At 72.2% G+C, this 26,163-nt stretch carries 18 protein-coding genes; 6 read left to right on the forward strand and 12 right to left on the reverse strand.

Going from position 1 to position 26,163, the window contains the following annotated elements:
• The 3 genes from G6R24_RS06075 to G6R24_RS06085 form a co-directional block, all read right to left on the reverse strand.
• Positions 1 to 382: hypothetical protein (locus G6R24_RS06075; protein ID WP_163548185.1), on the reverse strand; the 382-nt coding region annotated here is incomplete at its 3' end.
• Positions 383 to 584: 202 nt separating this feature from the next.
• On the reverse strand, positions 585 to 836 hold the full coding sequence (locus G6R24_RS06080) for a hypothetical protein (protein WP_163548186.1): 252 nt from the start codon (positions 834 to 836) through the stop codon (positions 585 to 587).
• 1,267 nt (positions 837 to 2,103) lie between these two features.
• Positions 2,104 to 2,478 carry a hypothetical protein gene (locus G6R24_RS06085; protein ID WP_163548187.1) on the reverse strand — a complete coding sequence of 125 codons (375 nt, stop codon included), beginning with the start codon at positions 2,476 to 2,478 and terminating at the stop codon, positions 2,104 to 2,106.
• 16 nt (positions 2,479 to 2,494) lie between these two features.
• Here G6R24_RS06085 and G6R24_RS06090 point away from each other — a divergent pair, with 16 nt between their 5' ends.
• The gene (locus G6R24_RS06090; RefSeq protein ID WP_163548188.1) at positions 2,495 to 2,806 is read left to right on the forward strand and encodes a hypothetical protein; all 312 of its coding nucleotides are present in this window, start codon (positions 2,495 to 2,497) and stop codon (positions 2,804 to 2,806) included.
• A 1,058-nt stretch (positions 2,807 to 3,864) separates the two neighbouring features.
• Here G6R24_RS06090 and G6R24_RS06095 read toward each other — a convergent pair.
• On the reverse strand, positions 3,865 to 4,374 hold the full coding sequence (locus tag G6R24_RS06095; protein ID WP_163548189.1) for a GtrA family protein: 510 nt from the start codon (positions 4,372 to 4,374) through the stop codon (positions 3,865 to 3,867).
• Between the two features lie 411 nt (positions 4,375 to 4,785).
• On the opposite strand from G6R24_RS06095, the gene G6R24_RS06100 reads away from it, so the two are divergent.
• Positions 4,786 to 5,340, forward strand: a complete 555-nt coding sequence (locus tag G6R24_RS06100) for a beta-class carbonic anhydrase (RefSeq protein ID WP_420840656.1) — start codon at positions 4,786 to 4,788, stop codon at positions 5,338 to 5,340.
• Here G6R24_RS06100 and G6R24_RS06105 read toward each other — a convergent pair.
• The 3 genes from G6R24_RS06105 to G6R24_RS06115 all read right to left on the reverse strand — a co-directional run bounded on the left by G6R24_RS06105 (position 5,281) and on the right by G6R24_RS06115 (position 9,717).
• Complete coding sequence (locus G6R24_RS06105) at positions 5,281 to 6,765, reverse strand: UDP-glucose dehydrogenase family protein (RefSeq protein ID WP_163548191.1); 1,485 nt, start codon at positions 6,763 to 6,765, stop codon at positions 5,281 to 5,283. The two genes, G6R24_RS06100 and G6R24_RS06105, sit on opposite strands and share 60 nt — an antisense overlap.
• A 229-nt stretch (positions 6,766 to 6,994) precedes the next feature.
• Positions 6,995 to 7,984 carry a TIGR03089 family protein gene (locus G6R24_RS06110; protein ID WP_225438176.1) on the reverse strand — a complete coding sequence of 330 codons (990 nt, stop codon included), beginning with the start codon at positions 7,982 to 7,984 and terminating at the stop codon, positions 6,995 to 6,997.
• Positions 7,981 to 9,717, reverse strand: coding sequence for an LCP family protein (locus G6R24_RS06115; protein ID WP_163548192.1), 1,737 nt, complete (start codon positions 9,715 to 9,717; stop codon positions 7,981 to 7,983). Before G6R24_RS06115 ends, G6R24_RS06110 begins: the two co-directional genes overlap by 4 nt.
• A 1,232-nt stretch (positions 9,718 to 10,949) precedes the next feature.
• On the opposite strand from G6R24_RS06115, the gene G6R24_RS06120 reads away from it, so the two are divergent.
• Positions 10,950 to 12,896: a glycosyltransferase family 39 protein gene (locus G6R24_RS06120; protein WP_455424440.1), complete on the forward strand. Its 1,947-nt coding sequence runs from the start codon at positions 10,950 to 10,952 to the stop codon at positions 12,894 to 12,896.
• 41 nt (positions 12,897 to 12,937) lie between these two features.
• Here G6R24_RS06120 and G6R24_RS06125 read toward each other — a convergent pair whose 3' ends face one another.
• Positions 12,938 to 14,017: a glucose-1-phosphate thymidylyltransferase gene (locus G6R24_RS06125; protein ID WP_163548194.1), complete on the reverse strand. Its 1,080-nt coding sequence runs from the start codon at positions 14,015 to 14,017 to the stop codon at positions 12,938 to 12,940.
• Positions 14,018 to 14,278: 261 nt separating this feature from the next.
• On the opposite strand from G6R24_RS06125, the gene G6R24_RS06130 reads away from it, so the two are divergent.
• The 3 genes from G6R24_RS06130 (at position 14,279) to G6R24_RS06140 (ending at position 19,046) form a co-directional block, all read left to right on the forward strand.
• Positions 14,279 to 16,048 carry an LCP family protein gene (locus G6R24_RS06130; protein WP_391530152.1) on the forward strand — a complete coding sequence of 590 codons (1,770 nt, stop codon included), beginning with the start codon at positions 14,279 to 14,281 and terminating at the stop codon, positions 16,046 to 16,048.
• A gap of 88 nt (positions 16,049 to 16,136) precedes the next feature.
• Positions 16,137 to 17,045, forward strand: a complete 909-nt coding sequence (rfbD, locus tag G6R24_RS06135) for a dTDP-4-dehydrorhamnose reductase (RefSeq protein WP_225438177.1) — start codon at positions 16,137 to 16,139, stop codon at positions 17,043 to 17,045.
• A gap of 258 nt (positions 17,046 to 17,303) precedes the next feature.
• Complete coding sequence (locus G6R24_RS06140) at positions 17,304 to 19,046, forward strand: hypothetical protein (RefSeq protein ID WP_225438178.1); 1,743 nt, start codon at positions 17,304 to 17,306, stop codon at positions 19,044 to 19,046.
• 1,629 nt (positions 19,047 to 20,675) lie between these two features.
• Here G6R24_RS06140 and G6R24_RS06150 read toward each other — a convergent pair.
• The 4 genes from G6R24_RS06150 to G6R24_RS06165 all read right to left on the reverse strand — a co-directional run.
• Positions 20,676 to 21,851 (reverse strand): glycosyltransferase family 4 protein, encoded by a 1,176-nt coding sequence (locus tag G6R24_RS06150; RefSeq protein ID WP_163548195.1) that lies wholly within the window; start codon positions 21,849 to 21,851, stop codon positions 20,676 to 20,678.
• Between the two features lie 13 nt (positions 21,852 to 21,864).
• Positions 21,865 to 23,514 (reverse strand): glycosyltransferase, encoded by a 1,650-nt coding sequence (locus G6R24_RS06155; protein WP_163548196.1) that lies wholly within the window; start codon positions 23,512 to 23,514, stop codon positions 21,865 to 21,867.
• Positions 23,511 to 24,977, reverse strand: a complete 1,467-nt coding sequence (locus G6R24_RS06160; RefSeq protein ID WP_163548197.1) for a glycosyltransferase — start codon at positions 24,975 to 24,977, stop codon at positions 23,511 to 23,513. The genes G6R24_RS06155 and G6R24_RS06160 overlap by 4 nt, the downstream gene beginning before the upstream one ends.
• The coding region (locus G6R24_RS06165; protein ID WP_163548198.1) for an ABC transporter ATP-binding protein at positions 24,974 to 26,163 on the reverse strand (1,190 nt) is incomplete at its 5' end. The genes G6R24_RS06165 and G6R24_RS06160, both read right to left, overlap by 4 nt.

A 26,163-nucleotide genomic window follows, 5' to 3' on the forward strand; every position in this document is an offset into this window, starting at 1 on the left:
GGCGCAACGGATCGAACGAGTGCCACCAGGAGTTGAGCCGGGCGGGGTCCGGATCATCGACCGAGAACGCGACCAGTTGGGTGTCGGAGCTCCAGAACTCGTAGAAGTGATTGGCGAAGAAGTAGCAGAGCCGGGTGCCGCCGGGCTTGTCGGTGGGAGAGGTCCACCGTTCCGAGCTCTGCTGCCCGTCGTCGCAGGACCCTTCGTCCGAGTAGAACGCCTCGCGGGCACCGATCTGCCGGTCGAGCGCCGACCGGTTGGCGAAGTGGAACGCGGCGACCTGACGGTTACCGGGAGCCTTGCAGGTGAGTGTGGCGTCGGCGTAGGCGCTGTCGCTGCGGGCCGGTGTGGTGCAGCCGGACATCACGGCTGGGTTGAGCATGGCCCGAAGCGCCTCACGGGCATCGCCGACGGGGCCTCCGACCGGGCTCGCTGTCGCGATGATCGGTGCCGCGTCGATGCTCGAGTCGGACTCCCCAGCGGCGAGGGCGAGGGCGCCGAACAGGACGACGAGCGCGACCAGCGCGCCGACACCGGCGAACAGCAGCCGCCGGTCGACGAGGATCTTGTGTCGGTTGTTCCGGTCAGGCCCGCCCGCCCCCGGCGGCCCCCGGAGAGCCGTACGGTCCGCCGGGTGCGGGCAGCAGCGGCGCCGGGGGAGCTGGTAGCCCGGGGAGAAGTCCGGGCAGCAGATCCTCTTCTTCGGGGTCCGCGTCGAAGCCGAGGTCGGGCGGCGCCGGACGCGCGACCGGATGGGTGACCGGGTGTGCGAACGAGCCCGGGGCCGCGGCGTCGGGTACCACCGGCAGCGGAAGGCTGGTGAAACCCGATGTCACCTCCCGCTCGTCGTCCTGCTCATCCGTGGGGTTCGCGGGTCTCGTCGGCGCGGCAAGACCGGGCAGAGGCCCAGGCCGACCCCCAGGACCCCCAGGACCAGCGGGACCGCCATACAGGCCAGGTCCGGTGGGTCCGATGGGCCGAATCGGTGCTCCCGGTGCGGGCCGACCCCCTGCCGGTGCTGGTACGGGGCCAGGCGGGGACAGCGGTGGCGCGGACGCGAGCGTGACCGGCGGCGGAGTCAGCCGGTAGGTGAGATCATCGTTGTCTGCTCTGGCAGCGCCGCCGTGGGCGGAGCCGCCAACGGACGCCGGTCCAGCTGGCGGCGATCCTGCTGGTGACAAAGCATTGCCAGGCGGCGGGACGGGCGAGGGGCCCGTGGCACGCGGCGGTTGGCCGGGTGGCGCGAAGTAGAGCGGTCCCGGCGGACCCGCCAACGAGCCGGAACCACCCGCCGGCCCTGACTGCCCCGGCGGGACGGACATGCCTCGAGGCCCGGTCGGCGGAGGTGGTGGACCAAAGGAGCCGGGCGGCCCGGAAGGCCCGGGGGGACCGGGCGGCCCCGGCCGTCCCGGAGACCCCGGGGATGTGAACTGTCCAGGCGGACCGGGTGGCATCGGTGGCCGAGGCGGTATCGAACCCGGCGGCACCATGGGCACCATCGGTGCCATGGGTGGCTGTGGCCCGGACGGAGGTCCGCCGGCCAGATACGGCGACTGCCAATCCGGTGGAAGCGGCGGCGCCGACGGCGCGGATGGGCTGCCGGGACGAAACGGCCCGCCATGCGGCCCGGGCGGCGGCCCACCCTGAAAGCCAGAGGGCGGCCCGGAGGGCTGCCCATACGGCCCGGACGGGCCGCCCAGCCACGGCGGCGCGGCGGATGCCGGCGGGCCGGGTGGGCGCGGCGGCTCGTAGGGCGAGCCCACCCGGGGCCCGGACCCAGGGCCAGGTCCTGGCACCAACGGACGCTGCCCGGGGGACTGCAGGATGGTGCGCTCGGAGTCGTCGAAATCCGCGTCTGGACCCGGCAGCCCGTCGCCGATGAACGGCTGGGGTGGCGGCTGCTCGGCGGAGCGTGGCGCTTCGTCGTCGCCGCTGCCGGGACTCGGCACGGTTCCTCCCGAGCGTGGTGATGTATCCGGCCACCAGCGTAGGCGCACTACCGTGCGGATACAGCCGGTATAGGGCTACTGGCAAACAAATGCAGCCCTATCCCGGCCGGCCGAGATCCCGCCGAGATCCCGTCTGGATGTGGATCTTTTCGGTTCAGCTTTGCGGTACCGGGTCGAAGCCGCTCCACCACTCGTAGAGCCCGGCGCCGTCACTTCCGGTCGCCGTGAACGCGACCAGCTTGGTGTTGTACGACCAGTAGATGGCCGGAGCGCCGTTTTGGGTGCTGCAGATGGCGGTGCCTTCCGTCTGACCCTCGTGGAAGTTCCAGGTGAACACTTCGTTCTCGCCGTTCTTGCAACTGCCGTTGGTGGACGTCACCTGCGCCTTGCGCACATCGACATCCGCGTCGAGATCGCTGCGGGTGGCATAGGAGAACGCGGCGACGTCCTTGCCGTCGTCGGAGTGGCAGACCAGCGCGGCCAGGATGTGACCGCCTTCGGCGGTGCTGTTCGGCTGGCAGTCGGTCATCGCGGAGCTCTTGAGCTTGGCCAGCAGCGTGCTCTCCGCCGGGCTGAACCCACTGGACGCGCTCGGTGACGGGCTCGGGGAGAAGCTCGGGGAGAAGCTCGGGGTGGTCGACGGCGACGGGGTGGTGGTGGCCGAGGCCGACGAGGACACGACCGGCGGTGCTGAGGCGCTGGCCGACGGCTTGTCGCCATCCGAGCCGCCGGTGAGCACGATCACGGGCACGATGATGAGCAGGAGCAACGCGGCCACGGCCGCACCGATGATCAGGGCCCGTCGTCGCCCCGAGCCGTTGCCCTGGGGGGAGCCGCCGCCGCCGGCGGGCGGGTAACCGCCGTAGTTGCCGTAGGCATCGGGCTGTCCATAGCCCTGCTGCCCGTAACCCTGCTGGTTGTAGGCCTGCTGGTCGTGGGGCTGCTGATACTGCCCGCCAGCCGGGTAGCCCGGCTGCTGGCCGTAACCGGGCTGACCGTAGCCGGGTTGGCCGTAACCCTGCTGGTTGTAGCCCTGCTGGTCGTAATTCTGCTGGCCGTAGCCCTGCTGGTCGTAGCCTTGGCCACTGTCACCCGAACCCTGCTGGTAGCCGCCCTGCGGATAGCCGGCCGTCGGCGCACCGTAGGCCTCGCTCTGCCCGCCGCGCTGGTCCTGGCCGTAGTCACCGGACGTGCCGCCGCTGTTTCCGGGGGGCGGGTAGGAACCGCTGCCGCCGGGCTGGCCGGGTGCCGAGTGTGCGTTCGTGGCATAGCCGTCCGGCAGGATCTGGGTCTGTGGCTCCTGGTCGCCCGACTGGGTCGGGCCGCCGTAGCCGGCCGAGTTGCCGTAGCCGGCCGAGTTGCCGTAGCCGGCCGAGCGCCGTAGCCGGCCGAGTCGCCGTAGCCCGACGAGCCCTGCGAGTAGCCGCCGCCGGACGGGTTGTTCGGGGAACCGCCGGCCGGCCAGCCGCCGCGTTCGTCGCCCGCGATCCGGGTCTGCTCGTCGTACGGGTCGACGCCTCCCGAGTAGCCGGGCGCGCCGTCGACCCGTCGGGTCTCGGCGTCCGGGTCCGGAGTGCTGGAGCCCGGTGACTGCATGATGCGTTCCTCCTGTGCCGCCGGTGCCGCGCGCAGGCGTCTCGCCGCGCGCTGTCGTCGCGCCGGAGGGAACGGCATCCTGATCGGACGGCCACTCCGTTGCGTCGGTGCCCGGCGGGATACGCCGAAGGCGACCAACCTCTCAGACCGGGCTTGGTACTGATGGTAGGGGCTTTCCCGTCGAACGGGACACCCGGTCGCCTTCTCGACAGACAGGAGGCCGACCGGCTGCGGGGCCGGCCCCTCCGGTGAGACGACGACGACCGGGCAGCCCAGTGGGCGCCCGGTCGTCGCAGGTCAGCTCAGGTCAGTGCGCGGGTCAGATCCGGCCGGCGTGCTCTGGCACCCGGGCGGGCAGTTCGGTGGGCAGGTCGGCGCGCGGTGCGGCCTTGGGGTCGTCCGGGTGCAGGAAGACCCACTTCTTGTAGGCCCAGAAGCGGAACACCGTGCCGAGCCCCGTGCCGAGCACGTTGCCGAACAGGTTGAAGGCGAGCACTCCGCGCAGATCGAGCACGTACCGGGCGAACCCGAGGCATCCGAGCGCGATCACGAGGCCGACCACGTTCAGTATGAAGAACAGCGTGTACTCGCGGCGCAGACCGGTCCGGGCGCGGTGGTTGAAGGACCACTGCCGGTTTCCGATATAGGAAAAGGTCGCGGCGATGACGGTGGAGATCGTCTTCGCGCTGAGCGGACCCATTCCCAGAAGCGTGTGACACAGGTTCGAAACCAGGAAGTCGATGGCGTAGCAGACGCCACCGACGAGGCCGAACTTGCCCAGCTCGTGGATGAGTAGCTGCAGCGGCGACCGTCCCTGTCGGTGCTTCACCACAGGCGACCTCGATCGATTCTTACCACCCGAGGAGAGTACCGGCTGGCCGGAACCCGTCGCTTCGCCACCCCCTCCCTCGAGCGTCCCCGCGGACGTCGGGACCGCTGCCCCTCCGAGCCTGCCGTCGCCAAGGGTGATCAAATGCTCGACTCTGTGTGCTCGATCCACCGTAGTGGTGTTCCCTACTCTACGGTGAGTGATGCATCCGACTCGTAATGCCAGGCAACGTGGCGGTCGCGACGCTGGCGAATGTGGGGAACGATGGCCGGTTCGGGCGGCGGGGCGGCATCCTGACATTGCGGAGCACGGCACCATCGATCGGGAGGGACGGACACCATGAACGGCACGGATACGGCAACGGCAACGGCAACAGTGACGGCGGCGGTGAGGGTACCGGCGGCGGCGACGGTGCCGGGCGTGGGCGGGCGTCGCCCGGCAGGTGACGTGACCGGTGCGGCGACGGCGACGGAAGTGCTGCTGACCTACGCCGCGGGTAACCCGGCTCGCCGCCAGGAGGCCGGCCTGCAGGGCGCGCTGCCGGCGCCGCCGGAACTCGGAGTGGCCGTCGTGGCCTGCATGGATGCGCGGCTCAACGTCGAGGCACTACTCGGCCTCGGGGAGGGCGACGCGCACATCCTGCGCAACGCCGGCGGCGTTGTCACCACCGATGTCGTCCGCTCCCTGGCGATCAGTCAGAACGCCCTCGGCACGAAGGAGATCATCCTGCTGCACCACACCGGGTGCGGCATGGAGAAGATCACCGAAGAGGGTTTCCGCGATCAGTTGGAGCGGGACACCGGGGTCCGCCCCGAATGGTCGGTGCAGGCCTTCACGGACGTCGCCGATGATGTCCGGCTCTCCCTGCGGATTCTGCGTTCGTCCCCCTTCCTGCAGGCCACGACGTCAGTGCGCGGCTTTGTCTACGACGTGGAGACCGGCGCCCTGGTGGAGGTGCCGCTCTGACGTGGGCCGCTCCGGCAGGGGGCGTTCCGCGAGGTGCCGCGGAGCGTAGTGGCGGACGGTGGCCGGGCGCGGTGGCCGACCGAGAGCCCGGTAGGTCCAACCGGCGCCGCGCCAGGCGTCGGGGTCCAGGACGCCACGTCCATCGATGACGACCGGCCGGGCGACATGGCGGCGCAGCGCGGCGGGATCGAGCGTGCGGAACTCCGACCATTCGGTGAGGACCAGGACGATCTCGGCGCCGGCCACCGCGCCGATCACCGAGTCGGCGATGTGCAGGTTGGGATGACGGTCCCGAGCGTTCGCCGCGGCCGCCGGATCGTAGACGGCGACATGCGCGCCGTCCCGGCGCAGGGCGGTGGCGACGTCCAGCGCCGGTGAGTCACGGATGTCGTCGGAGTTCGGCTTGAAGGCGGCGCCGAGCACGGCGACGGCCCGGTTCATCGGATCTCCGCCCAGCAGCTCGTGCGCCAGCCGCACCGCCCGGGCCCGAGCGCGCATGTTCACCGCGTCCACCTCGCCCAGGAAGGACAGCGCCGGACCAACGCCGAGTTCCCGAGCGCGGGCCTGAAACGCCCGGACGTCCTTGGGCAGGCAGCCGCCCCCGTAGCCGATGCCGGCCCGCAGGAACAGCGGCCCGATCCGATCATCGTGGGCCAGGGCGTCCGCGAGCTCCACGACATCCCCGCCGGTGGCGTCATCCCCGCCGGTGGCGTCGCACACCTCGGACATCGCGTTGATGAAGGAGATCTTCGTGGCGAGGAAGGCGTTCGCGGCGACCTTCACCAGCTCGGCGGTGGCGTAGTCGGTGACGATGACGGGCGTCGATGCGTCGATCATCCGGCTGTACAGCGCGCGCAGCACGGCTTCGGCCCGGCCGCCGGAGGTGACCCCGAAGACCAGCCGGTCGGGGTGCAGGGTGTCCTCGACGGCGAAGCCCTCGCGAAGGAACTCGGGGTTCCAGGCGAGTTCGGCCCCCGGGGCGGCCGCGGCGATCCGGGCGGCGAGCCTCGCAGCCGTCCCCACCGGCACCGTCGACTTGCCCACCACCAGGGATCGTGGCCCGAGTCCCGCGGCGATCAGCCCGCTGATGACGGCGTCGACGTGACGCAGGTCGGCGGCCTGCGAGTCGGGACGTTGCGGTGTCCCGACACAGATGAAGTGCACGTCGGCATGGTCGACGGCCGCGGCGATCGAGCGGGTGAAGGAGAGCCGGCCCGCCTCTAGGTTGCTGCGCAGCAGGGCGGCGAGTCCCGGCTCGTAGAACGGGGTGTCGCCGGCGGACAGCTGACGAATCCGGTTCGCGTCGATGTCGACACCCAGCACCTCGAACCCGAGCTCGGCCATGCACACCGCGTGGGTCGCCCCCAGGTAGCCGGTGCCGATGACGCTGATCGTCGGACGCGGCTGTGCGCGCACGCTCGACACCTCCCCATTGCGACCTGAGCGACCTGAGCGACCAATCGCTTCCTGACAGTAGTCGCTACCCTCGGAGGTCGGCCGCCACGAGGCCACGATCGGGCCTCACCCCGGCCGGGTTACCCACCTCACCCGGCCGGGTCGCACCCTCAGGCCAGGGCGGCCCAGGTCAGGCGGGGCAGGCCGTCGTCCGGCAGAGCGTCCCTCGGCGGGTCACGGTCGCCTCAGGTGGACGGTCTCAGGTGGAGACGGGCAACCGGAGTACTCGGACACCGGCCGCGGCTTCCCCCGGCCATCCCGATCGCGCGTCCACGGCGGGCCCGTCCACCGTCGGGGTGTCGGTGACGATCGCGGTCACGCGCTCGGCCTCGATCCGGCGGATCAGCAGGTCCGGATCGAGCCGGCGGCACAGCACCACGGACGCCCCCGCCGAAAGCGGCGCGAGCAGTCCGCCGAGCAGCCCCGTCGTGCTGCTCGGTGTGGCGGTGACCAACAGCCGGTCGGACGCCCCAAGCCGCCACCCCACCGCCGTGCGCAGCGCGCGCCGGACGAGGTCGGCCTGCACCGAGGGAGGCGGCGGCGCCCCGAAGCGGTCACCGTGCGAGGGCACCTCGACGGCGTAGTCGAGCACACCGGGGATGGACCGGGTCATCCGGCCACCCAGCGGACGCAGCGACAGCGCGACCGTCTCGTCGACGTCCAGATCCGCGGCCGCGTCGAGGCGGTCCTGCGCGACGAACAACGCGTGCAGCGGGGTCGTCGGTGCCAGCGCCGCGACCTTCGAGCTCGCGCTCGGTTGGTCCGTGGGCTGCTGGTCCGTGGGCTGCTGGGCGACGACGAGGTCGCCGCCGGCGGACCAGGTGGCGAGCGCGATCACCAGCGCCAGCCAGTGCGGGGGCAGGTCCATCCCCACCCGGTCGCCGGGGCCGAGACCGAGCGTGTCCACCAGCATGTTCGCGGTCTTGGCCACCCAGTTGTCGAGCGTCGTCGCGGAGAACTCGACCCGCTCGCCCGTCTCGTCGTCGTAGAACGTCACCAGCGGACGGGACGGGTCGGCCGCCAGGCGACGCGCCAGCAGGTCGGCGATGCCCCGCGCCCCCACCCCCGGTAGGCCGGTTCCGGTGGCCGACGTCGCCTCGTCGTCGGCCACCGCCGGTGCCGCGAGGATGAGGTCCGCGGCGCGGACCAGCCGCGAGGACGTGGCGCTCGTCGCGTTCGGGGTGCTCACGGTGTGCAGGAGGTGTTGGCGGGCGTGCCGGCGGCGGCGGAGCTCACGCCACTGATCGCCGACGCGGGATCGGTCGGTGCGCCCGCGGTGACACCGCCACCGCCACCAGTGGAGCTGGCGGTCGAGGTGGGCGTGTTCGAGGCGCTGACCAGCCCGCTGAAGTCGGTGCCCACAGCGAGGACGATGCCATCCGTGCCGGCGGAGCTGCCCGTGCCGGCGGTGGTGCGTCCGGAGGTGGACGACTCGCCCGGCGCCGAGGTGGTGGGGGGCAGCGGGGTTGGTGGCGAGGTGGCGACCAGCTGGCTGCCGGGGATGCGGCTGGCGAGGACACTCGCCTGTTCCCGAAGCCGCGGCGGATAGTAGATCTCGGTCTGGGCCTGACCGGTCGTCGTCGAGGTCGTCATCGGACCAGTGAATCCGAGGGCGCGCAGACCGTCGACCGTCCGGGCGGCGAGTCCGGTGCGGCTGGTGGCGTTACGAACGGCCGCGATGCTCACCGAGGACGGCGACCCGACCGGCGTGGTGGCCGAGCCCCCGGCGCCAGCGGTGGTGGTGCCGCCGGTGGAGGGCGTGTTCGGGGGCGATACCCCGTCCGGTAGCAGCGGTGTGAGCATGCGGTTCAGTCCGGCCTGGTCGGCGATGAGCACCGCGCCGTGCGGGGGGACGGTGCCATGGTCGTCGACGGCGCCGTCCGCGGGCAGCGCGATGTGGGTCGGGACGGTGAGGAACCGCATCCCGCCGCTGCCGGCCTCGCTGGCGCGGCGGGCCAGGCTGAGCAGCGCGGCCTGGTCAAGGCCCGAGTCGACCCGCAGCGCCCCACCGACCGCCCCGAGCAGCGCGGAGATCTTCGCCGGGTTGGTCAGGACGCCCGCGCTGGTGGCGGCGGTCAGCAGCCGGTCCAGGAACTGCTGCTGACGCAGGATGCGCAGCCGTTCGTCACCGAGCGCGTAGCGGGTCCGGACGAAGGCGAGGGCACCCCGTCCGTCCAACCGGTTCTCGCCGAGGCGGCCGCTCCAGCCGGACATCGCGTCGTGCAGGTTGCGGGTGGAGCCGTCCGGCAACGGTGTCACGCAGACGGTGACACCACCGACGGCGTCCGTCATGGCCCGGAAGCCCGCGAGGTTGATCGAGATGGTGTGATCGATCTTGAGGTTGGTGAGTGACTCCAACGTGGTGACGAGCCCCGGCACACCGGCGAGCTGGAGCACCTCGGTGAGCTTGGCGTGCCCGTCGCGGGCGTTGGCCTTGGCCTTCGGCAGCACCGGGACCAGCATGTCGCGGGGGAACGACAGCAGTGTCGCCGAGCCGTCCGGGCCCAGGTGCGCGATGATCGTCGTGTCCGATCGGACGCCGTCCACCGTGCCGTACTCGCCGTCGGTGCCGTCCCGACTGTCGTCACCGAGCAGCAGGATGTTCTCCGCGCCCGCCGCCGCGACCGGCCGTGTCCCGGCGATCTTCCAGTCCTCGCGGGTGACGGCACTGTCGAAGTGCCGGTAGGCCACCCAGCCGAGCGAGGTGACCGCGAGCACGAGGGTGGACAGCGTCGCGCAGGCCGCGAGCAGGAGCCGCTGCGAGAACGGCCGATAGCGTCGAGGCCGGCGGGGGTCCAGGTGGGGCGGAAGCGGACGGCGTGACCGGCGGGGAGTCTCCCATCCGGTCGTGTCCCGACCCCGGACGGGCGACCTCAGGGCGTGGGTGGGGGCCGTGCGGGAGCCCGGCCGCGCATCGGGCATCCGGGTCTGCGGCGCGCGGACCGGCGTCCGGACGGTGACCGCGGCGGTCGACCGTCCAGCGGAAGCCGACCGTCCAGCGGAAGCCGACCGTCCAGCGGGAGCGGAGCGTCCAGCGGGAGCGGAGCGCGCCGAGGATCCCACCGGAACCGGCCGGCCCGACCGTGGCGGCGGCACTGACCAGGCCGAACGACCCGACGGCACCGAACGACCCGACGGCACCGAGCGTGGCGGTGGTACCGACGGAGGCGGTGGCACCGACGGAAGTGGCGGCACCGGTCCGGGCGGCAGGACCGACGGCAGCGGCGGAGCCGAGCGGGCCGAACGAGTCGAGCGTGGCGGCGGCACCGAGGGAGGCGGCGGCACCGGTGGCAGCGGCGGGATCGGTGGGGACTCGATCGCGGGAAAGTGCTCCGTCGGCTGGTGCCACGTCACGTGTGCCCGGCGGGCCGGTGCGGACGGGTGGTACAGCGGCGGCGGTGTTCGCTGCGCCCGGTGCCGACCCAGTCCCTGGGTGGGCGACGCGGTCTGCGCATGACCCAGCGCGTGGGTCTGGGTGGTGCTCCCCGACGACGGCACGGTGCCCGACAACAGCATGGTGTCCGGCGACAGCCCAACGCCTGAGGACGGCCCAACGCCTGAGGACGGCCCAACGCCTGAGGACGGCCCAACGCCTGAGGACGGCTCGGCACCGGAGGAGGGCACGATGCCGAGCGCCTGGGTGGGCGCGGCGGTCTGGGGCGCGTCAGGGTCAGCGTTCTCGTGTGGCCGCAGGACGAGAATCGTCGGGCGGTCCCGCCGATGGCCGCGCGAACGGGTGGGCAGCGGCCAGGCCGCCGGCGGATCCTCGTCCGACCCCCGGCGGCGGGCCGGTTCCGGCGCTGACGGCGGTGGCGCCGGCCGGGAATGGGGTGTCACGGGTCGCTGGCGCTCCTTGGTCGGGCGGCTCTGAGCGGCAGCCTGGTAATCGCGTCTGCGGCCTGCGTCGTGATTTCACTTCAGCACAGATCCGGCGATTCGGACGTCCGCCGAGGGCGTCTCGCGGCCGGGAACGGGGCTGGAACGGTCAATCAGACCCGATGGTCGTGGCCCATCGGTGGGGGCGGGGAACGGCCACCTACCCGACCGGGCCATCCCCCGACCGGGCGATGCCACGAGCCGTCCCGGCGGGGCGCCCAGCTGGGTCGTCTACCCTGACGTCAACCATGGATGCCCCGAAACCGACGAGGCGACGGGTGCGGCGCGGCCCCCTGCTTCTCCTGCTCATCACCGCCGCTCATCTGGCGATGCTGCTCAGCTACGCCTTCGTCTACCCGACGTGGGCGGGCTACGACGAGGCGCAGCACGTCGACATGGTCTACGGGCTGCAGCACGGTGACGGCTGGCCGGCGCCCGGCCGGAAGATGATCGCGAGCGGGGTCGCGGCGACGTCCGACGACTTCGACCGAGGCCGCTACGCGGACATGTTCCAGTCCGGCGGCAAACGTCGGGGCGCCGAGCCGTTCGCCGAGATCGACCCCACCCCGCGCGGTGAACGCCGGTCCTTCGACGAACTCGGTGGTCCCACCCCGGTCGACGACGGACGACTGTCCAACCAGATGGTCCAGCACCCGCCGATGATCTACGCTGCCGGTGCGCTCCTGCTCGACGCCCTGCCCGGGTCGGACGGTTGGCCGTACGACCAGCAGGTGTTCGTGCTGCGTCTGCTGAACATCCTGGTCGTCGGGCCGCTGCCGGTGCTGGGTTTTCTCGCCGCCCGTCGGTTCGGTCTCGGTGAACCCGCCGCGCTGGCCGCCGCGGCGCTGCCCCTGGCGATCCCCGGCTTCACCCGGGTGGGTGCCACGTTCAACAACGACGGCATCCTCATGCTGACCACCGGCGCGCTCACCGTCGTCCTGGCCGGTGTGATGCGCGGTGACCTGCGTCGGCGCACCGCCCTCTGGGCCGGCCTGTGGTTCGGGCTCGCGTTGCTGTCGAAGGCCTTCGCGCTCACCACACCAGTGATCATCGTGGCCGCCTATCTCGTCGGCTGGTGGCGGGTGCGCCGTGCCGGCGGTACCTCGGACGTCCAGACCGGGTCGGATGTCCAGGGTGGATCGGACGTCCAGGCAGGGTCGGATGTCCAGGTCACCTCGGGCGGCCCGGACGGTGGTGGCGTCCGGACCGGGCGGGAGCGGTCGAGGCTGGGATCGTGCTGGGGGCTGGTGCGGTCGTTGCCGTGGGTTCCCGGGGCGTTGGCGGTCGGGCTGGGGCTCGCCGTCGGTGGCTGGTGGTGGGTGCGCAACTACGTGTTGTACGACGCCGTCCAGCCGAACGGATGGGCGACGAATCCGCCGCGGCGGGAACCGCTGCTGCTGCCCGATTCGTTCCTCACGTGGTTCTGGTACTTCGTCCGGACGATGATCTCTCGGTTCTGGGGTGGGCTCGGCATGTTCGAGCCGCCGCAGCTGTCGCCGATCGCCATCGTCCTCGCGACGGTGGTCGTCGTCGGGCTCAGCGTGGTGGCTGTGGTGGGTGGTGGTCAGCGGCGGCTGGCCCGTCCCGAGGGGGGCGGCGCCGGTGCCCGGCCGGATGACGCGGTGGGGCGCGGGGTGCGGCTGTGGGGTGCGGCGTCGGTGGTGGTGCTGTTGTTGCCGGTGGCCTTCGCCTACCTGTCGGTCGGCCAACGCAGCTGGGGGGATTACAAGGTCTACACCCGGGGGATCGCGGTGCAGGGCCGCTATCTCTACCTGGGGCTCGTCGGGCTCGGCGTGGTCGTCGCGCTCGGGCTGAGCCGGGTGCTGCGCGCTCGGGAGCGGTTCGGCCCGCTCGTCGTCCTGATCGGCGCGGTGCTCATGCAGGGCGCCGCCCTGCTCGCGGTCTGCAGCTACTACTGGCTGCCCCGGCAGGTGTCGTTCACACCCGCCCGCATCCCGGACGTGGTGTCCGCGATCGGCCGCTGGGCGCCGTTCCCGACCGGCGTCACCATCGCCACGTTCGTCCTGGCCGCGGTGTCGCTCGTCGCCGCCCTGTTCGCCGCCGCGACCCTCGGGTCCCTCCAGCCTGACCGGACAGCGGCGGGCGTGATCGTCGCGGCCGGCCGGACTGGGACCACACCCGGTACTGTCCCGGCCCAGCTGGTGGGGTCGCAACCAGCCGCCGTCCAACCGGAACCCGCTCCGACCGAGGTCGACTCCCGGTAGCTCGTGGTCCTGGCCGCGGGGAACGGGCGGTGGGTGCGGGGTCAGTTGCCGGGGAGGGTGGCCACCGAGACGCGGGAGTGGTCGCCGAGCATGAGGCGGTGGGCCTTGGGGAGCGCCGCGGACGGGATGACCTCGACGTCCCGTCCGATCAGGGAGTCCTCGATGCGGCCGATGCCGCGGATGGTCGCCCGCTCCAGGACGATGGAGTACTCGATCTCGGTGCGTTCGATCGTGCACGAGTGGAAGATCGAGGTGAACGGGCCGACGTAGGTGTCGACGAGGCTGGTGCCACGGCCGATGATGGCCGGGCCACGCACGGTCGAGCGGACCAGCGACGCGCCCTCCTCGATGATGACGCGGCCGACGATGGAACTGTCCGCGTCCACACTGCCGTGGATGGCCGGCTCGATCGATTCGAGCAGGTGCCGGTTGGTCTCGAGCATGTCGTCGAGACGACCGGTGTCCTTCCAGTAGCCCTCGACGAGGTGGGAGGACACCTCCCGCCCGCCGTCGACCAGCCACTGGATGGCCTCGGTGATCTCCAGTTCGCCGCGGGCCGACGGTTTGATCGAGCGCACCGCCTCGTGGATCACCGTGCCGAACATGTACACGCCGACGAGGGCGAGGTCGCTCGGTGGGACCAGCGGCTTCTCGACCAGCCGGAGGATCCGGCCCTCGGCGCCCAGTTCGGCGACGCCGAACGCGGACGGGTTGTCGACCTTGGTGAGCAGGATCAGCGCGTCCGGTGTGGTGCGGCGGAACTCCTCGACGAGACCGGCGATGCCGCCGATGATCAGGTTGTCGCCGAGGTACATGACGAACGGTTCGTCGGCGAGGAAGTCCCGCGCGATGAGCACCGCGTGGGCCAGGCCGAGCGGGGCCTCCTGGCGGATGTAGGTGACGCGCAGCCCGAACGTCGATCCATCGCCGACCGCCGTCTCGATCTCCGTGGCGGTCTCGCCGACGATGATGCCGACATCAAGGATCCCGGCGTCCCGGATGGCCTCCAGGCCGTAGAAGAGCACCGGCTTGTTCGCCACCGGTACCAGTTGTTTGGCGGACGTATGGGTGATCGGCCGTAGACGGGTTCCCGAGCCACCGGCAAGGACGAGGGCTTTCATGATCCGAAACCCTATCGCGTGTAGTTGAACGTACGGAAAGTCACGTCCGGTGTGGCATCCATCACCAGCCGTGTCTCTGTCGGGTGGGCGGCGTCCACGCTGGCCATGTGCTTCGCTGGCCGCCTTTCGGGCGCCATCGGGTCGGTGCCGGGTACGGGTGGCTCAGTGCGGGTACGTTGAGTAGTCGAAAGACGCGCTACCGCACAGTAGGTCATCGTCGCATCGCAGCAGGTCGCGCCTGGCCGTCGGGGAGGGGGAGCGGTGACCGATGCGCCGTCGCGCCCGTCGGATGATCCGCCGCCGCCGCTGACGACGTCCGAGACACCGGCCCCGCCGGCCGGCCCGGTTCGCTCGGCGCACCTGTTCCGTCTGACGCTTCCGGCCCGCCCTGCCGGTCCGGCGCCGTCGCGCTCCACGCTGGGACGCCTGACACTGGTGCTGGCGGCGGCGATGTCGGCCGTGGTGCTGGTGACCACGGCCGGTGCCTGGACGGCCTACCAGTACTTCGGCGCGCAGATCCACCGGATTCGGCTCGGGCTCGGCGATGATCGCCCGGCCGACGCCGCCAGCGGCACCCGCAACTATCTGCTGGTCGGCTCGGACAGCCGGGCCGGCACCGGCAACGAGTACCAGCGTGGCGGCGCCGTCACCGACGAACGTTCGGACACCGCGATCCTCGCCCATCTCGACGCGGACGGGACGACGACCATGGTCTCGTTTCCCCGTGACACCCTGGTGCGCATCCCCGGCCACGGCCGGGGCAAACTCAACTCGGCGATCACGCTCGGTGGTCCCAGCCTGCTGATCAGGACGCTGGAGGATCTCACCGACATCCGGATCGATCACTATGTCTCGATCGATCTGGCCGGCTTCAAGTCGATGACGGACGCGCTCGGCGGGGTCACCGTCTGTGTGAAGGCGCTGCCCAGCGGGTCGAAGGCGAACCTGTACGACCCGTGGTCACAGTGGCGTGGCCACGTCGGCGCGAACCGGCTCTCCGGAGAGCAGGCACTCGCGTTCGTCCGTCAACGCCACGGCCTGCCGGACAACGACTTCGACCGGATTCGCCGCCAGCAGCAGTTCATCGGCGCCGTGTTCGCCCAGGCGACCTCCACCGGCGTGCTCACGAACCCGGTGAAACTCGAGTCGTTGCTGCACGCGGCGACCGGCGCGCTCACCGTCGATGACGGCACGGGCATCAACGACCTGCGGGCGCTCGCGACCCGGCTGCGCGGCCTGTCCAGCGACCAGATCCGGTTCGAGACCATCCCCGTGCACACCCCGACACCCGCCGAAGGCGGCAACGCGATCGGCGAACTGCCCAGGTTCGGCGCCGTCCAGCTCTACGATCCGCTCGCCCTGGAGAAGTTCCTCGCTCCCCTGCGCGGACGTCCCGGCCGAAGCTCCACCGGCACCGCCAGTCCGAGTCCGGGCTCGTCCTCGGCTTCCGGCGCCGCCGGGACGGTACCGCCCGGGCGGATCACCATCGACGTCTACAACGCCGCCGACATACCGGGACTGGCCACCACGACATCCTCGACGCTGACCCGAGCCGGCTTCCGGGTCAGGTCGGTGCGGGACTGGCCCGGCGGCAGACTCACCCAGACCCAGATCCGTTACCGCCCCGGCGACACCAGCACCTCCACGACCGCCGGCTCTGCTGGCCCTTCTGGTACCGCTGGTCCTTCTGGCACGGCCGGGACGGCCAGGGGCGCGGGCGTCGCCGGAGCCGAGGGTGCCTCGGGCGGTCGAGCCGCCGCCGAATCGGTGCGGGCCGCCATCCCCGACAGTCAGACCCGTGCCGATCCCGACGCCCCCGCCGGACGGATCACCCTCGTCCTCGGCGCCGACTTCGACCCCAGCACCATCGAGACACCCAGCACCGTCGCCACACCCACCACGACCTCCGGCGCGGGCGCCGCCACCTCCGACCCGGCGGCGGGCAGCACACGGCCCGGCACCTCCGACGGCACGGACGGCTCGAGCTCACCCACCACCGCGAGCTCCCTCACTGCCACCTGCACCTACTGATCGGTGTTCAGGCCGGTGGGCATCGGACATGACCAGGTGTCTCGAGTGGCGTGGCGATGGCGGCGGGTGGGTCTGCCAGACTCGGGCCGTGCGCGTTCTCGTGACCGGTGCGGCCGGGCAGCTGGGGGCAGACCTGTGCCGGCTGCTCGAGATCCGAATGGCCGATCCTGACTCCGCTGTCCACGCCTACGCGGGTCTTGGCCGGGCCGAGCTTGACATCGTCGATCCGGCGCGGGTGCGCGCGGTGATACGCGATCAGGCCCGTCCGGCGAAGGTGCAGGGTGGGCTGGTCGTCATCAACGCGGCAGCCTGGACCGATGTGGACGCGGCCGAGGCCGACGAGTCCGCGGCCTACGCCATCAACGCCTCCGGTCCCGCGCATCTGGCGGCGGCCTGCGCCGAGGTCGACGCCATCCTGGTGCAGGTCTCCACCGACTACGTCTTCGCCGGGACGGCGAACAAGCCGTACGAGACCGACGACGAGACCGGCCCCGCCGGTGCGTACGGACGGACCAAGCTCGCCGGCGAGGAGGCCGTCCGCGCGTTGCTGCCGACGTCGTCCTACGTGGTGCGGACGGCCTGGGTCTACGGCCAGACCGGGCGGAACTTCGTCAAGACGATCAGTCGGCTGGCTCAGGAACGCGGTGCCGTGTCGGTCGTCGACGATCAGGCGGGTTCGCCGACCTGGTCCGCGGATCTGGCCGCCGGGCTGCTCGACCTCGCCGCCGCCCAGCCGCCGCCCGGGGTCTACCACTGCACCAACGCCGGCGAGACCACCTGGTTCGACTTCGCCCGCGCGATCATGGCCGAGGTCGGTCTCGATCCACAGGTGGTGTCGCCCACCACCACGGCCGCCTTCCCCCGGCCGGCGGCCCGTCCGGCGTACTCGGTGCTGTCCGCCCGTTCCTGGCTCGACGTCGGACTACCCCCGTTGCGTTCCTGGCGGGACGCGTTGCGCGCGGCCTTCGACGCCGCCGGAGCCGATCTACGCGGCTGAGCGCCGGCCGTCAGCTCCTGGCATCCGCGACCGCCGCGCGGATGGTGGGCGATCACCTTCGCCCCGCGGGTGAGCCGCCGCGGGTCGGGCGAGCCGTGATGGCCGTGACCCGACTGCCGGTGACCGCCGGAGTGCCTGCGAGACTGGCAGACGATGGACGGCGACACCGCGGCACCTCCGGCAGGCACCGCCGCACCTCCGGCTGGCACCGGGCCATCTTCGGCAGGTATCGCCGCGCCGGTCGGCCGGATTCGACGGGTGGTGCGGCGCCATGGTGTCTTCGGCGCGCTGGTGCTGCTGGGGGTGGTCGCACGGGTCCTGGTGATGGTCGCCTACCCACCGGGGCTGATGTATCTGGGGGATTCGGGCGCCTACCTCGACCAGGCCTGGCGTGGTCTGTGGCCGGGGGACTGGCGGCCGTCCGGCTATCCGATCTTCCTGCGGCTGGTGGATGGGCCGGAGCACATCACCCGGATCGTGCTGATCCAGCATGGGCTCACGCTGGTCGTCGCGGCCGGGCTCTACGCGTCCGCGCTGCGCGTGGTGCGCCGGCCGTGGCTCGCCGCGCTGGCCGCGGCGCCCGCCCTGCTCGCTCCCTGGGTGCTGGATCTGGGCCAGTTCGTGCTGGCTGACTCGCTGTTCGGGGTGCTCGTGGGGGCCGGGGTCGTCCTGTTGGCCTGGCCTCGGCGCGTCCGGGCGCCGGTGGCGGCGGCGGCCGGAGCGCTGCTGGGTGCGGCGTTGTGCGTGCGGACCGTCGGGTACGGGCCGCTCGCCGTCGCCCTGATCGTCCTGGTTCTCGACGCCGCCCGGGCTGGGGCGGGGCCGTCCGGCGCGGGGCGGGCATCCCGCCTGCCGTGGCGGTGGGTCCATCCGGGGCGGCGGATGCTGCCGGTGCTGGCGCTCCTGCTGGGCGCGGCGGTGCCCGCCGGGGCGTACGCGGGATGGAGCGCCGCCGAGGGGGCGGGTTTCACCGTGTCGGCGCACTCGGGTTTCTTTCTGTACGGCCGGGTCGCGCCGTTCGCCGACTGCACCGACATCGCGGGGGCCGAACTGCGCTCGTTGTGTGACCCGCGACCGGTCGATCAGCGAGGTGCTCCGGTGCGCTATCTGTGGCCCGCGGACTCGCCTCTGCGGCAGGGAAACCGGCGTGTTCCGCCCGGTCGGGAGGAGCTCGCCGGCCGGTTCGCCCATGAGGTGGTGCGTGACCAGCCGTGGATGCTCGTCACCTCCTCGGCCCGCTATCTCCTCGGCTATTTCTCGCCGGTACCGCACGTGACGACGAAGACCTCCCGGGCCGATACCTGGGAGCTGCCCACCGACCGGACGAACGCGTTGCCGCCGGACGATCCGCATGCCGACGACGGCTATTTCGTGGCGACCACGGTGCGCGCGCCGGCAGGGCCGCTCGCCGCCTGGTCCCGCGTGTCCTACCCACTGATGCCGCTGGTCGGCGTTGGTCTGGTCGCCGGGTTGGCCGCCGCCGCGGTCGGGGCCGTCCGGACCTGGCGAGCACGCCCCGGTCGACGAGGCAGAGCCATGCTGCCACCGCGGACACCGCGGCCACCGCGGCCACCGCGGCCACCGCGGCCACCGCGGCCACCGCGGCCACCGCGGCCACCGCGGCCACCGCGGCCACCGCGGCCACCGCGGACACCGCGGACACCGCGGCCACCGCGGCCACCGCGGCCACCGCGGCCACCGCGGCCACCGCGGCCACCGCGGACACCGCGGCCACCGGGGGAACCGGTGACGGCGCACGCGGCCACACCGGCGGCCGAGGGTGGAAGCGGCGGATTGTTGCGGTTGTACTGCCTGGCGGCGGGCGCGGGTGGCACGACCCTGGTGCTGTCGGCGGTCACGTCGGGCTTCGACTACCGGTACCTGGGTGCGGTGATCGGGCTGATCGGGCTGGCAGCGATGATGGGTGTGATCGCGTTCGTCCGGGTTGTGCGACATCGGCCGTCAGGGTGGGTGGATCGACTGCCCCGCCAGGGTGGATGACCGTCCCCGGCGCAGCGGTGAGGATCGGGGGGATCGGTGACGTGGGGGGCGTCGGCGCGGCGCTGGGTGGTGGCCGGTGTCGTGGGGGCGGGGCTGATCCTCACCTCGTTGGGGTTGCTCGTGGCGGCTGTCGTCGCCCCTTTCACCAGCGGGGATGAGGCTCAGCACACCGCCTATGCCATGGAGATCGGGCACGGATCGCTACCCACCATCGACACGCCGATGCGGGCCCGAATCCCGGGAATGCCCGGGTTGCCGGTGGACTGCGAGGTGCCGGCGGCGCGGGTTCGGGCGGCGGTCGAGGCCCGGGCCCGACAGCTGTGCGGGGTGCCGCTCGCGCGGCCGGTGACGAGCTTCGACCTGATCTACACGGCGAACCATCCGCCGTTGTTCTACGTCGCCGAGTCGGTGCCCCTGCGGATCGGGGCTAGCCTGGGCCGGCCGCGGGTCGGGTTCGCGGCCGCGCGGGCGCTCAACGTGGTTTTCGGGGTGGGGCTGGTGGTGGCCACCGCGGCGCTCGCGCGGGAACTGCTGCCCCGGCGGCCGGCGGTGGCGGTGGGCGCGGCGGGAATCGTCGCGGTGCTCGGGCTGGTGGTGACGACGTCCGGGCAGATCTACAACGACGTGTTGGCGATGGCGACCATCACCGGGCTGCTCGCGGCCGCGGTCGCCCTGATCCGACGGGGGCCACGTCCGTGGCTCGTCGTCGGCGTCGCGGTGCTGGCGGCGGCGGCGACGGCCAGCCGGGCCAGTGGCGCGGTGGCGCTCGCGGTGGTGCTGCCCGCCGTCGGGGTGGGGGCCGCGCTGGGCGCGTCGGGACGACGGTGGCGGCGGCTGGGCGTCGGGGTCGCGTCGGCGGGGGTACCGCTGGGCGTGACGATCGCCGCCATCGGCTGGTTCTACCTGCGTAACGACCATCTTTATGGCGATCCCACGGCGTCGGGGCGGATCGCCCGGATGTTTCCGATCGCGGGTCCACGACCGACGGTGGAGCATGTCCTCCACGACGGGCAGCTGTGGTGGCGGCTGTACCGCGGCCTGCTGGGACGGCCGATGCTGGTGACCGGATGGCCGGCGCGGATCGAGGTCGCCGTGGGCGTGCTGACCGGTGTGGGACTGGTCGCCGCGGCGCTGCGCGCGGTGTGGTGGTGGCACCGTCGTCGGCGACAGCCGCCGCCCGGCGGCCGCGACCCGGTGCCCTCCGCCGACCGGGCCGCGGGAAGTGGCTGGGTCGCGGGAAGTGGCTGGGTGGCCTGGCTGATGGTGGGCGGGCACTGCGTACTCGTGGTGGTGACGCTCGTGGGCTACATGGCCGCGGGCGGGGCGCCGTTCGCCCGCTACCTGTTGCCGATGGTGCCGGTCCTCGCGGTGGTGATGGCGCTGGCGGTGAACGCGTTGCCGCTGGGCCGCTGGGGGGTGCCGACAGTGGCCGTGGTGGTGGGGCTGGCGTGGAGCACCGTGGCGGTCCTGACGCGGGAACTGGCGTGGAAACGCCATGTGCTTGGCCACTATGACGGGTTCGACCGGCTGCGGGTGGCCTGGTCGATCACCGGACCGGGTCCGGCCCGCCCGGGGCTGGGCCTGCTGGCCGGCTGCGCGCTGGTCGGGCTGGTGCTGCTCGCGGTCGCGCTAGGACGTCTCGGCGACGCGGCGGTAGACGGCGGCGGTGAGTTCGGCGGTGCGTCGCCAGGTGAAGGTGCGGGCGTGGCGGCGACCGGCGTCGGCGTCGCCGGGGGCGGTGAGCAGGTCGAGGATCGCGCTGGCGAGGTCGTCGGCGAAGGCGTCCCAGCCGGTCTGGCGAACCAGCCGCAGCGGGCTGGCCGGGGAGCCGAGCAGCTCGCCGGTGACCTCACGCACGGTGGGGATGTCGGCGGCGGCGACCGGCACGCCGGCCGCGAGCGCCTCCAGCGGTGGTAGGCCGAAACCCTCGTACCGGGACGGGAAGCACAGCACGCTGGCCCCGGCCACGGTGGAGCGCAGCTCACCGGCGTCCAGATAGCCGGCGGTGATCACGCTACCGGGAGGCATCCCGGCCAGGTCGAGGGTGGGACCCCACCCGGGCGGGCCGACGAGGACCAGCGGCGGCGCGTCGGCGTCGGTGGCGTGCAGCCGGCGAACCGCCGCCAACAGCACCGGCAGGTTCTTGCGCGGCTCGACCGAGCCGACGAACAGCAGATACCGCTCGGGCAGGCCGTGGGCCGCCCGCCAGGCCGCGGTCGGCGGGTCGGTGGTGAACCAGGCGTCGTCGACACCCAGCGGGGTCGGGGTGACCAGCGCCGGGTCGAGCCGGTAGGCGGCGATCACCTCGTCGGCGACGGCCTGACTGGGCGTGAGCACCGCGTCGGCCCGGCGCAGACCGCGGGGCACCAGGTCGGCGTAGCGGGCGGAGGCGGCGCTGACCGTGTCGGGGGTGCGCAGGTAGGACAGGTCGTGGATGGTCAGCACACCGCGGGCGGCGCGCAGCGGCGGGAGCACGAAGTTCGTCCCGTGCACCACGTCGGCGGCGCCGGTGAGCCATTCGATGGCGGGATGTTCGCCACGCAGCCAGCCCTCCTGCAACAACCGCGCCGGGGCCCGGCGGGCGGCCGGACGCACCCCGGGGGGCAGGGCGCCGGCGAGGTCGTCCAGCCCACGCCAGGTGAAGGCGGTGGCGGCCAGCTCCCAGTAGGCCGGTGCGCCCGCGTCCCCGCTGTGGCCGCGGGCCTCGGCGACGAGCCGGGCGAGACCGGCGAGCAGGTACTCGGTGTAACGCCCGACGCCGGTGCGCCGGCCGAGCAGCGGTGTCGCGTCGAGCACGATCCTCATCCGGCGGGTCCGCTCAGCCCTGGTAGAGGCGGTGACGGGTGGCGATGTCGGCCCACTGGTCGGCGAAGGCCGCGTCCGAGAACGCCGCGGCCCGGTCGATGGCGGCGCCGGCCAGCCGGGAGCGCAGGTCGTCCTCGGCGGCGAGCCGGCGGGTGAACGAGGCGACCTGTTCGGGACCGGTCCACCGGTAGCCGTCCACCCCGTGGCGGACGATCTCCCGCTGACCGGCGCGGTCGATGACCACCGGCACGCAGCCACCGGCCATCGCCTCGACGGTGGTCATCCCGAAGTGCTCGGCCGTCCAGGGGCGGCGGCGGTCGTCCTCGCCGTAGCCGGTGGCCGACCAGAACACCGAGCTGGTCGAGAGCAGCCGCTCCACCTCGGCCCGCGGCGCGTTCGGATGCAGGTGCACCGGGAGCCCGGCGCCGGCCGCGCGGACCTGCTCCAGGTACGGCTTCTGCGACTCCTCGCAGCCACCGACGACGTGCATCGACCAGCCGGGCAGGTCACCGGCGCGGTAGAGCGCGCCGAACCACTCGACCATCTCCAGCTGCCGCTTGGCATGGCCCAGTCCCGGGGCGAAGAAGCGTCCGACGGTGATGACGGCCTTCTCCCGCACCGGCGCCGGATGCAGCCGGTCGACCTGGATCGGCGGGAACAGCACGTCGGCCTCCCGCTTCCACAGCTTCGCGATCCAGCCGCGGGTGAACCGCGAGTTGGCCATGATCACGTCATAGTGGTCGAGGTGGGTGAGATCCGCCGGGTCACGCAGCAGCCAGGGGAAACGCAGTGGTAGCCGGGCGATCGGCCCTTCGCCACCGTCGGTGACCCGTGGCCGGCTCACCGCCACCCCGAGTTCGCGCACGTCCGCGGCGCCGGGGGAGAAGGCGTCGCTGACCAGGGTCAGTTCGGTGCCGTCCGCCGACGGGGGCAACGGCACCTCGAACGGGGCGAAATCCGGGCCGATCTCCAGCTTGGCCAGCACGTGGCCGCCCGCGTCGAGTACCCGCAGGGATGTGCCACCGGGTGCGCTCGGCCGGCCGATGTCGGCCCGCAGCGTCCGGCGTTCACCCGGGCTCACCGCGAGGATCGCCGACCCGTTCGTCCATGTCCACTGGCGACGGCGACCGCCCTCCGGTGGGTACCAGCCGACACCGAAGCTCACCGCCGGACGGATCCCGCGCAGCAACGGGCCGGCGGTGCGCACCGCGGCCTTGCGCCAGGGTGCCATGTCGTGGTCGAACGGCGTCGGGAAGAAACACAGGTACGCCGAGCGGGCCGACTGCGGTTCGATCCGGCTCATGTACGAACCGTTGACGAACAGGTCGTAGTCGGCGGACAGCGCCGCCACGGCCTGCTCGCCGCGGTCGGGTAGCCGCACGTAGCGGCAGTCGCGCAGGTCCAGGCCGAGGTGGCTGCCGAGGGCGGCCAGGTCGACGTCGGAATGCCCGAGGATGTCGACGTCCGCGCCGTCGGCGGCCAGCACCTGGGCGATCATCCCGTTGTGCCGTTCGCCGCCGCCCATCGAGTGCCAGAACCGGTTGTAGACCGCCGCGCGCACCCCGGCCCCCGGCCTCGGCGTGGCCGCCGCCCCCGTCGCCGGCTCGTCGGGCCCCAGGTTGTCGGGTTCCAGGTTGTCGGGCCCCGGGGTGTCGGTGCTCATCGGGAGACCAGCCAGCTCTGCAGGCTGCCGCGGCGCTCGGTGGCCGTGGCGGCGATCTGTCGGCGGGCCCGCAGCATCGTGGGCAGCAGCCGCAGGTACGACCCGATCACCCGCAGGCGCAGCAGCGTCGGGCGGATCGCCGGACGGCCACGGGCGGCGCGGGCCTGCCGCAGCGAGCGCAGCGCCATCGACGCTGTCGTCACCGGGTAACGCAGCACCGCCGACAGCGCGAGGCGAGCGGTGGCGTCCTTGGTGAGCATCAGCAGTCGGTTACGGTCGGTATGGAAGACGAACAACGGTGACCATTCGACGCTGGACGCCGAATGGACGTGCCGCAGCACCGCGCCGGGCACGTAGCGGATCGCGAAGCCCCGGGCCCGAATCCGCCAGGACAGGTCGGTGTCCTCGTAGTACAGGAAGAACGCGTCGTCGAACCAGCCGAGCTCATGGCCGAGCGAGCCGCGGATCGCCATGCCGTTGCCACAGGCGGTGAACACGTCCTCGGGCTGGTCGAACTGGCCGGTGTCGACCTGCTGGTAGCCACGGTCGGCGCCGTAGCCGTCCACCAGGACGATCCCGCCGACATTGTTGATCACGTCGACGCGGGGGGCGTCCCCACCGACGGTGACGGTCACCGTCGCCGACTCGGGGCTGACCGACAGCTCCGCGCGCCCGCCCGTGGTGGTGGTGTCGGCGCCGGTCGTCGGACCGTCCCAGCTCAGGGTCACCTGTTTGAGGGATTCGGCCGCCCAGGTGAACCCGAGGGTGGCCGGGCCGCTCTCGGGGATCGGCACGCACAGTTCGCCGTCCCCGCGGGTCCAGAAGTACGGAGAGGACGCGGGCCCCTCGGCACCGTAGGTGAGTTTCTCCCACAGGACCTCGCGGAGCACCTCACGTCCGTCGACCGTCACCGACGACACCCGCACCCCGAGCTCGCGGGAGTCGTGCGGGCCGGGGACGAAGGTCGCGGTGTGCAGCCGCAGCCGCAGGAACCGCGGCAGGAAGACGACCTTGCCGGTGGTCGCGCCCAGGTGCTGACCGCCGGGCTCGGTGAACGGCGAGAGGATGGCGGTCAGCCAGGTCGGCTCGGGAACCGCGTCGTTGTTCAGCAGCACCGCGTACTCGGTGGTGACCGAACGCAACGCCAGGTTGTTGCCGCCGGCGAAGCCGAGATTGCTGTCGGCGGCGACCACATGCACCCACGGGTACCGCTCGGCGAGCAGCTCCCGGGAACCATCGGTGGAGGCGTTGTCGACGACCCAGGTCCGGTAGGCGAAGGACGCGTCCTGCTTGGCGACACCGTCGAGGCAGGCCGGCAGCAGATGGGCGCCGTTCCAGTTGACGATCACGATGGTCGCCAGCGGCTGCGCGGCCCCCGTCGCGGTGGTGGCGCTGGTGGTACTGGTGGTACTGGTGGTATCCGGGGTGACCGCAGCAGGAGTGCTGGTCGTCTGGTCCGTCATCCGCGCAGCCTCGCCTCGTAGTCGACCTTGAGAAGTCCACCCGCATGGGTCCCGCTGACGCCGAACAGCTCGTCGAAGCGGCGGGTCGTCACCGGGACGCCCGTGGCGGCGTCCGAGACGTGGACCTTCACGGCGAACGCTCCGAGCAGCTCGGGCAGGTGCGGCACCGCGAAGTCGACCACATGACGACCGGGGCCCAGTCGGAACCCGCCGGGGGGTGTCTCCATCATCCAGATCGGGATCTCGTCCTGCCCGACGATGTAGGCGTGCAGGTAGATGGCCTCGGGGGCGCCCTCACCGAGGTCGAGTTCGACGCTGACGACGAGCTGCTCGCCGGGATCGAACTGCACCGTGGTCGGGCCGTCGGGATGGCGGCTGAACCCCACCGACTGCGGGCGCACCGTGGCGTACTGCCAGTCCACCGGGCCGTCGGAGGGCAGGCTGCCGAGCTTCTGGCGCAGCAGTTTCGTGCCGACCGCCGGCGGCCCATCGAAGATCATCTCGCCGGATTCCAGGACGAGGACCCGGTCGCACATCTGCTCGATCAGATCGAGCGAGTGCGTGACGAACAAAATCGTGCGCCCCTGCGCGCGGAACTCGGCGATCTTGGCCAGGCACTTGCGCTGGAAGGCCTCGTCGCCGACGGCGAGCACCTCGTCCACCAGGAGCACGTCCGGGTCGACGTGGACCGCCACGGCGAAGCCGAGCCGCACGTACTGGCCGGACGAGTAGTGCTTCACGTCATCGTCGATCTTGTGCCGAAGTTCGGCGAAGTCGACGATGGAATCGAACAGTCGATCGATCTCCCGGCGGGACAGGCCGAGCAGGGAGGCGTTGAGGTAGACGTTGTCCCGCCCGGACAGTTCGCCGTTGAACCCGGCGCCGAGCTCCAGCAGCGAGGCGATGCGACCGTGCACCGTCACCGAGCCGCTGCTCGGGCGCAGGATGCCGGCGAGCACCTTGAGCAGGGTGGACTTGCCCGAGCCGTTCGCGCCGGCGAGGCCGACGGTCTGCCCGCGACCGATGGTCACCTCGATGTCGCGCAGGGCCCAGAAGTCCTCACCGGCCGGACCGCCGCGCCGGACGAAGCGCTCCTTGAGACTGGTCGCCCGGTTGCGGTAGGAGACGAACCGCTTGCTGACCGTGCTTGCCTGGATCACCACGGTCGACTCGCCGCCGGGCCCAC

The sequence above is a fragment of the Candidatus Frankia nodulisporulans genome, assembly GCF_902806475.1.
GTDB lineage: Bacteria > Actinomycetota > Actinomycetes > Frankiales > Frankiaceae > Frankia > Frankia umida.

Coding starts and splice junctions, on each gene's coding strand:
- G6R24_RS06115 (WP_163548192.1), bottom strand. CDS start 9,717: ATGCCCGATGCGCGGCCGGGCTCCCGCACGGCCCCCACCCACGCCCTG.
- G6R24_RS06150 (WP_163548195.1), bottom strand. CDS start 21,851: ATGAGGATCGTGCTCGACGCGACACCGCTGCTCGGCCGGCGCACCGGC.
- G6R24_RS06085 (WP_163548187.1), bottom strand. CDS start 2,478: ATGACCGACTGCCAGCCGAACAGCACCGCCGAAGGCGGTCACATCCTG.
- G6R24_RS06160 (WP_163548197.1), bottom strand. CDS start 24,977: ATGACGGACCAGACGACCAGCACTCCTGCTGCGGTCACCCCGGATACC.
- G6R24_RS06125 (WP_163548194.1), bottom strand. CDS start 14,017: ATGAAAGCCCTCGTCCTTGCCGGTGGCTCGGGAACCCGTCTACGGCCG.
- G6R24_RS06155 (WP_163548196.1), bottom strand. CDS start 23,514: ATGAGCACCGACACCCCGGGGCCCGACAACCTGGAACCCGACAACCTG.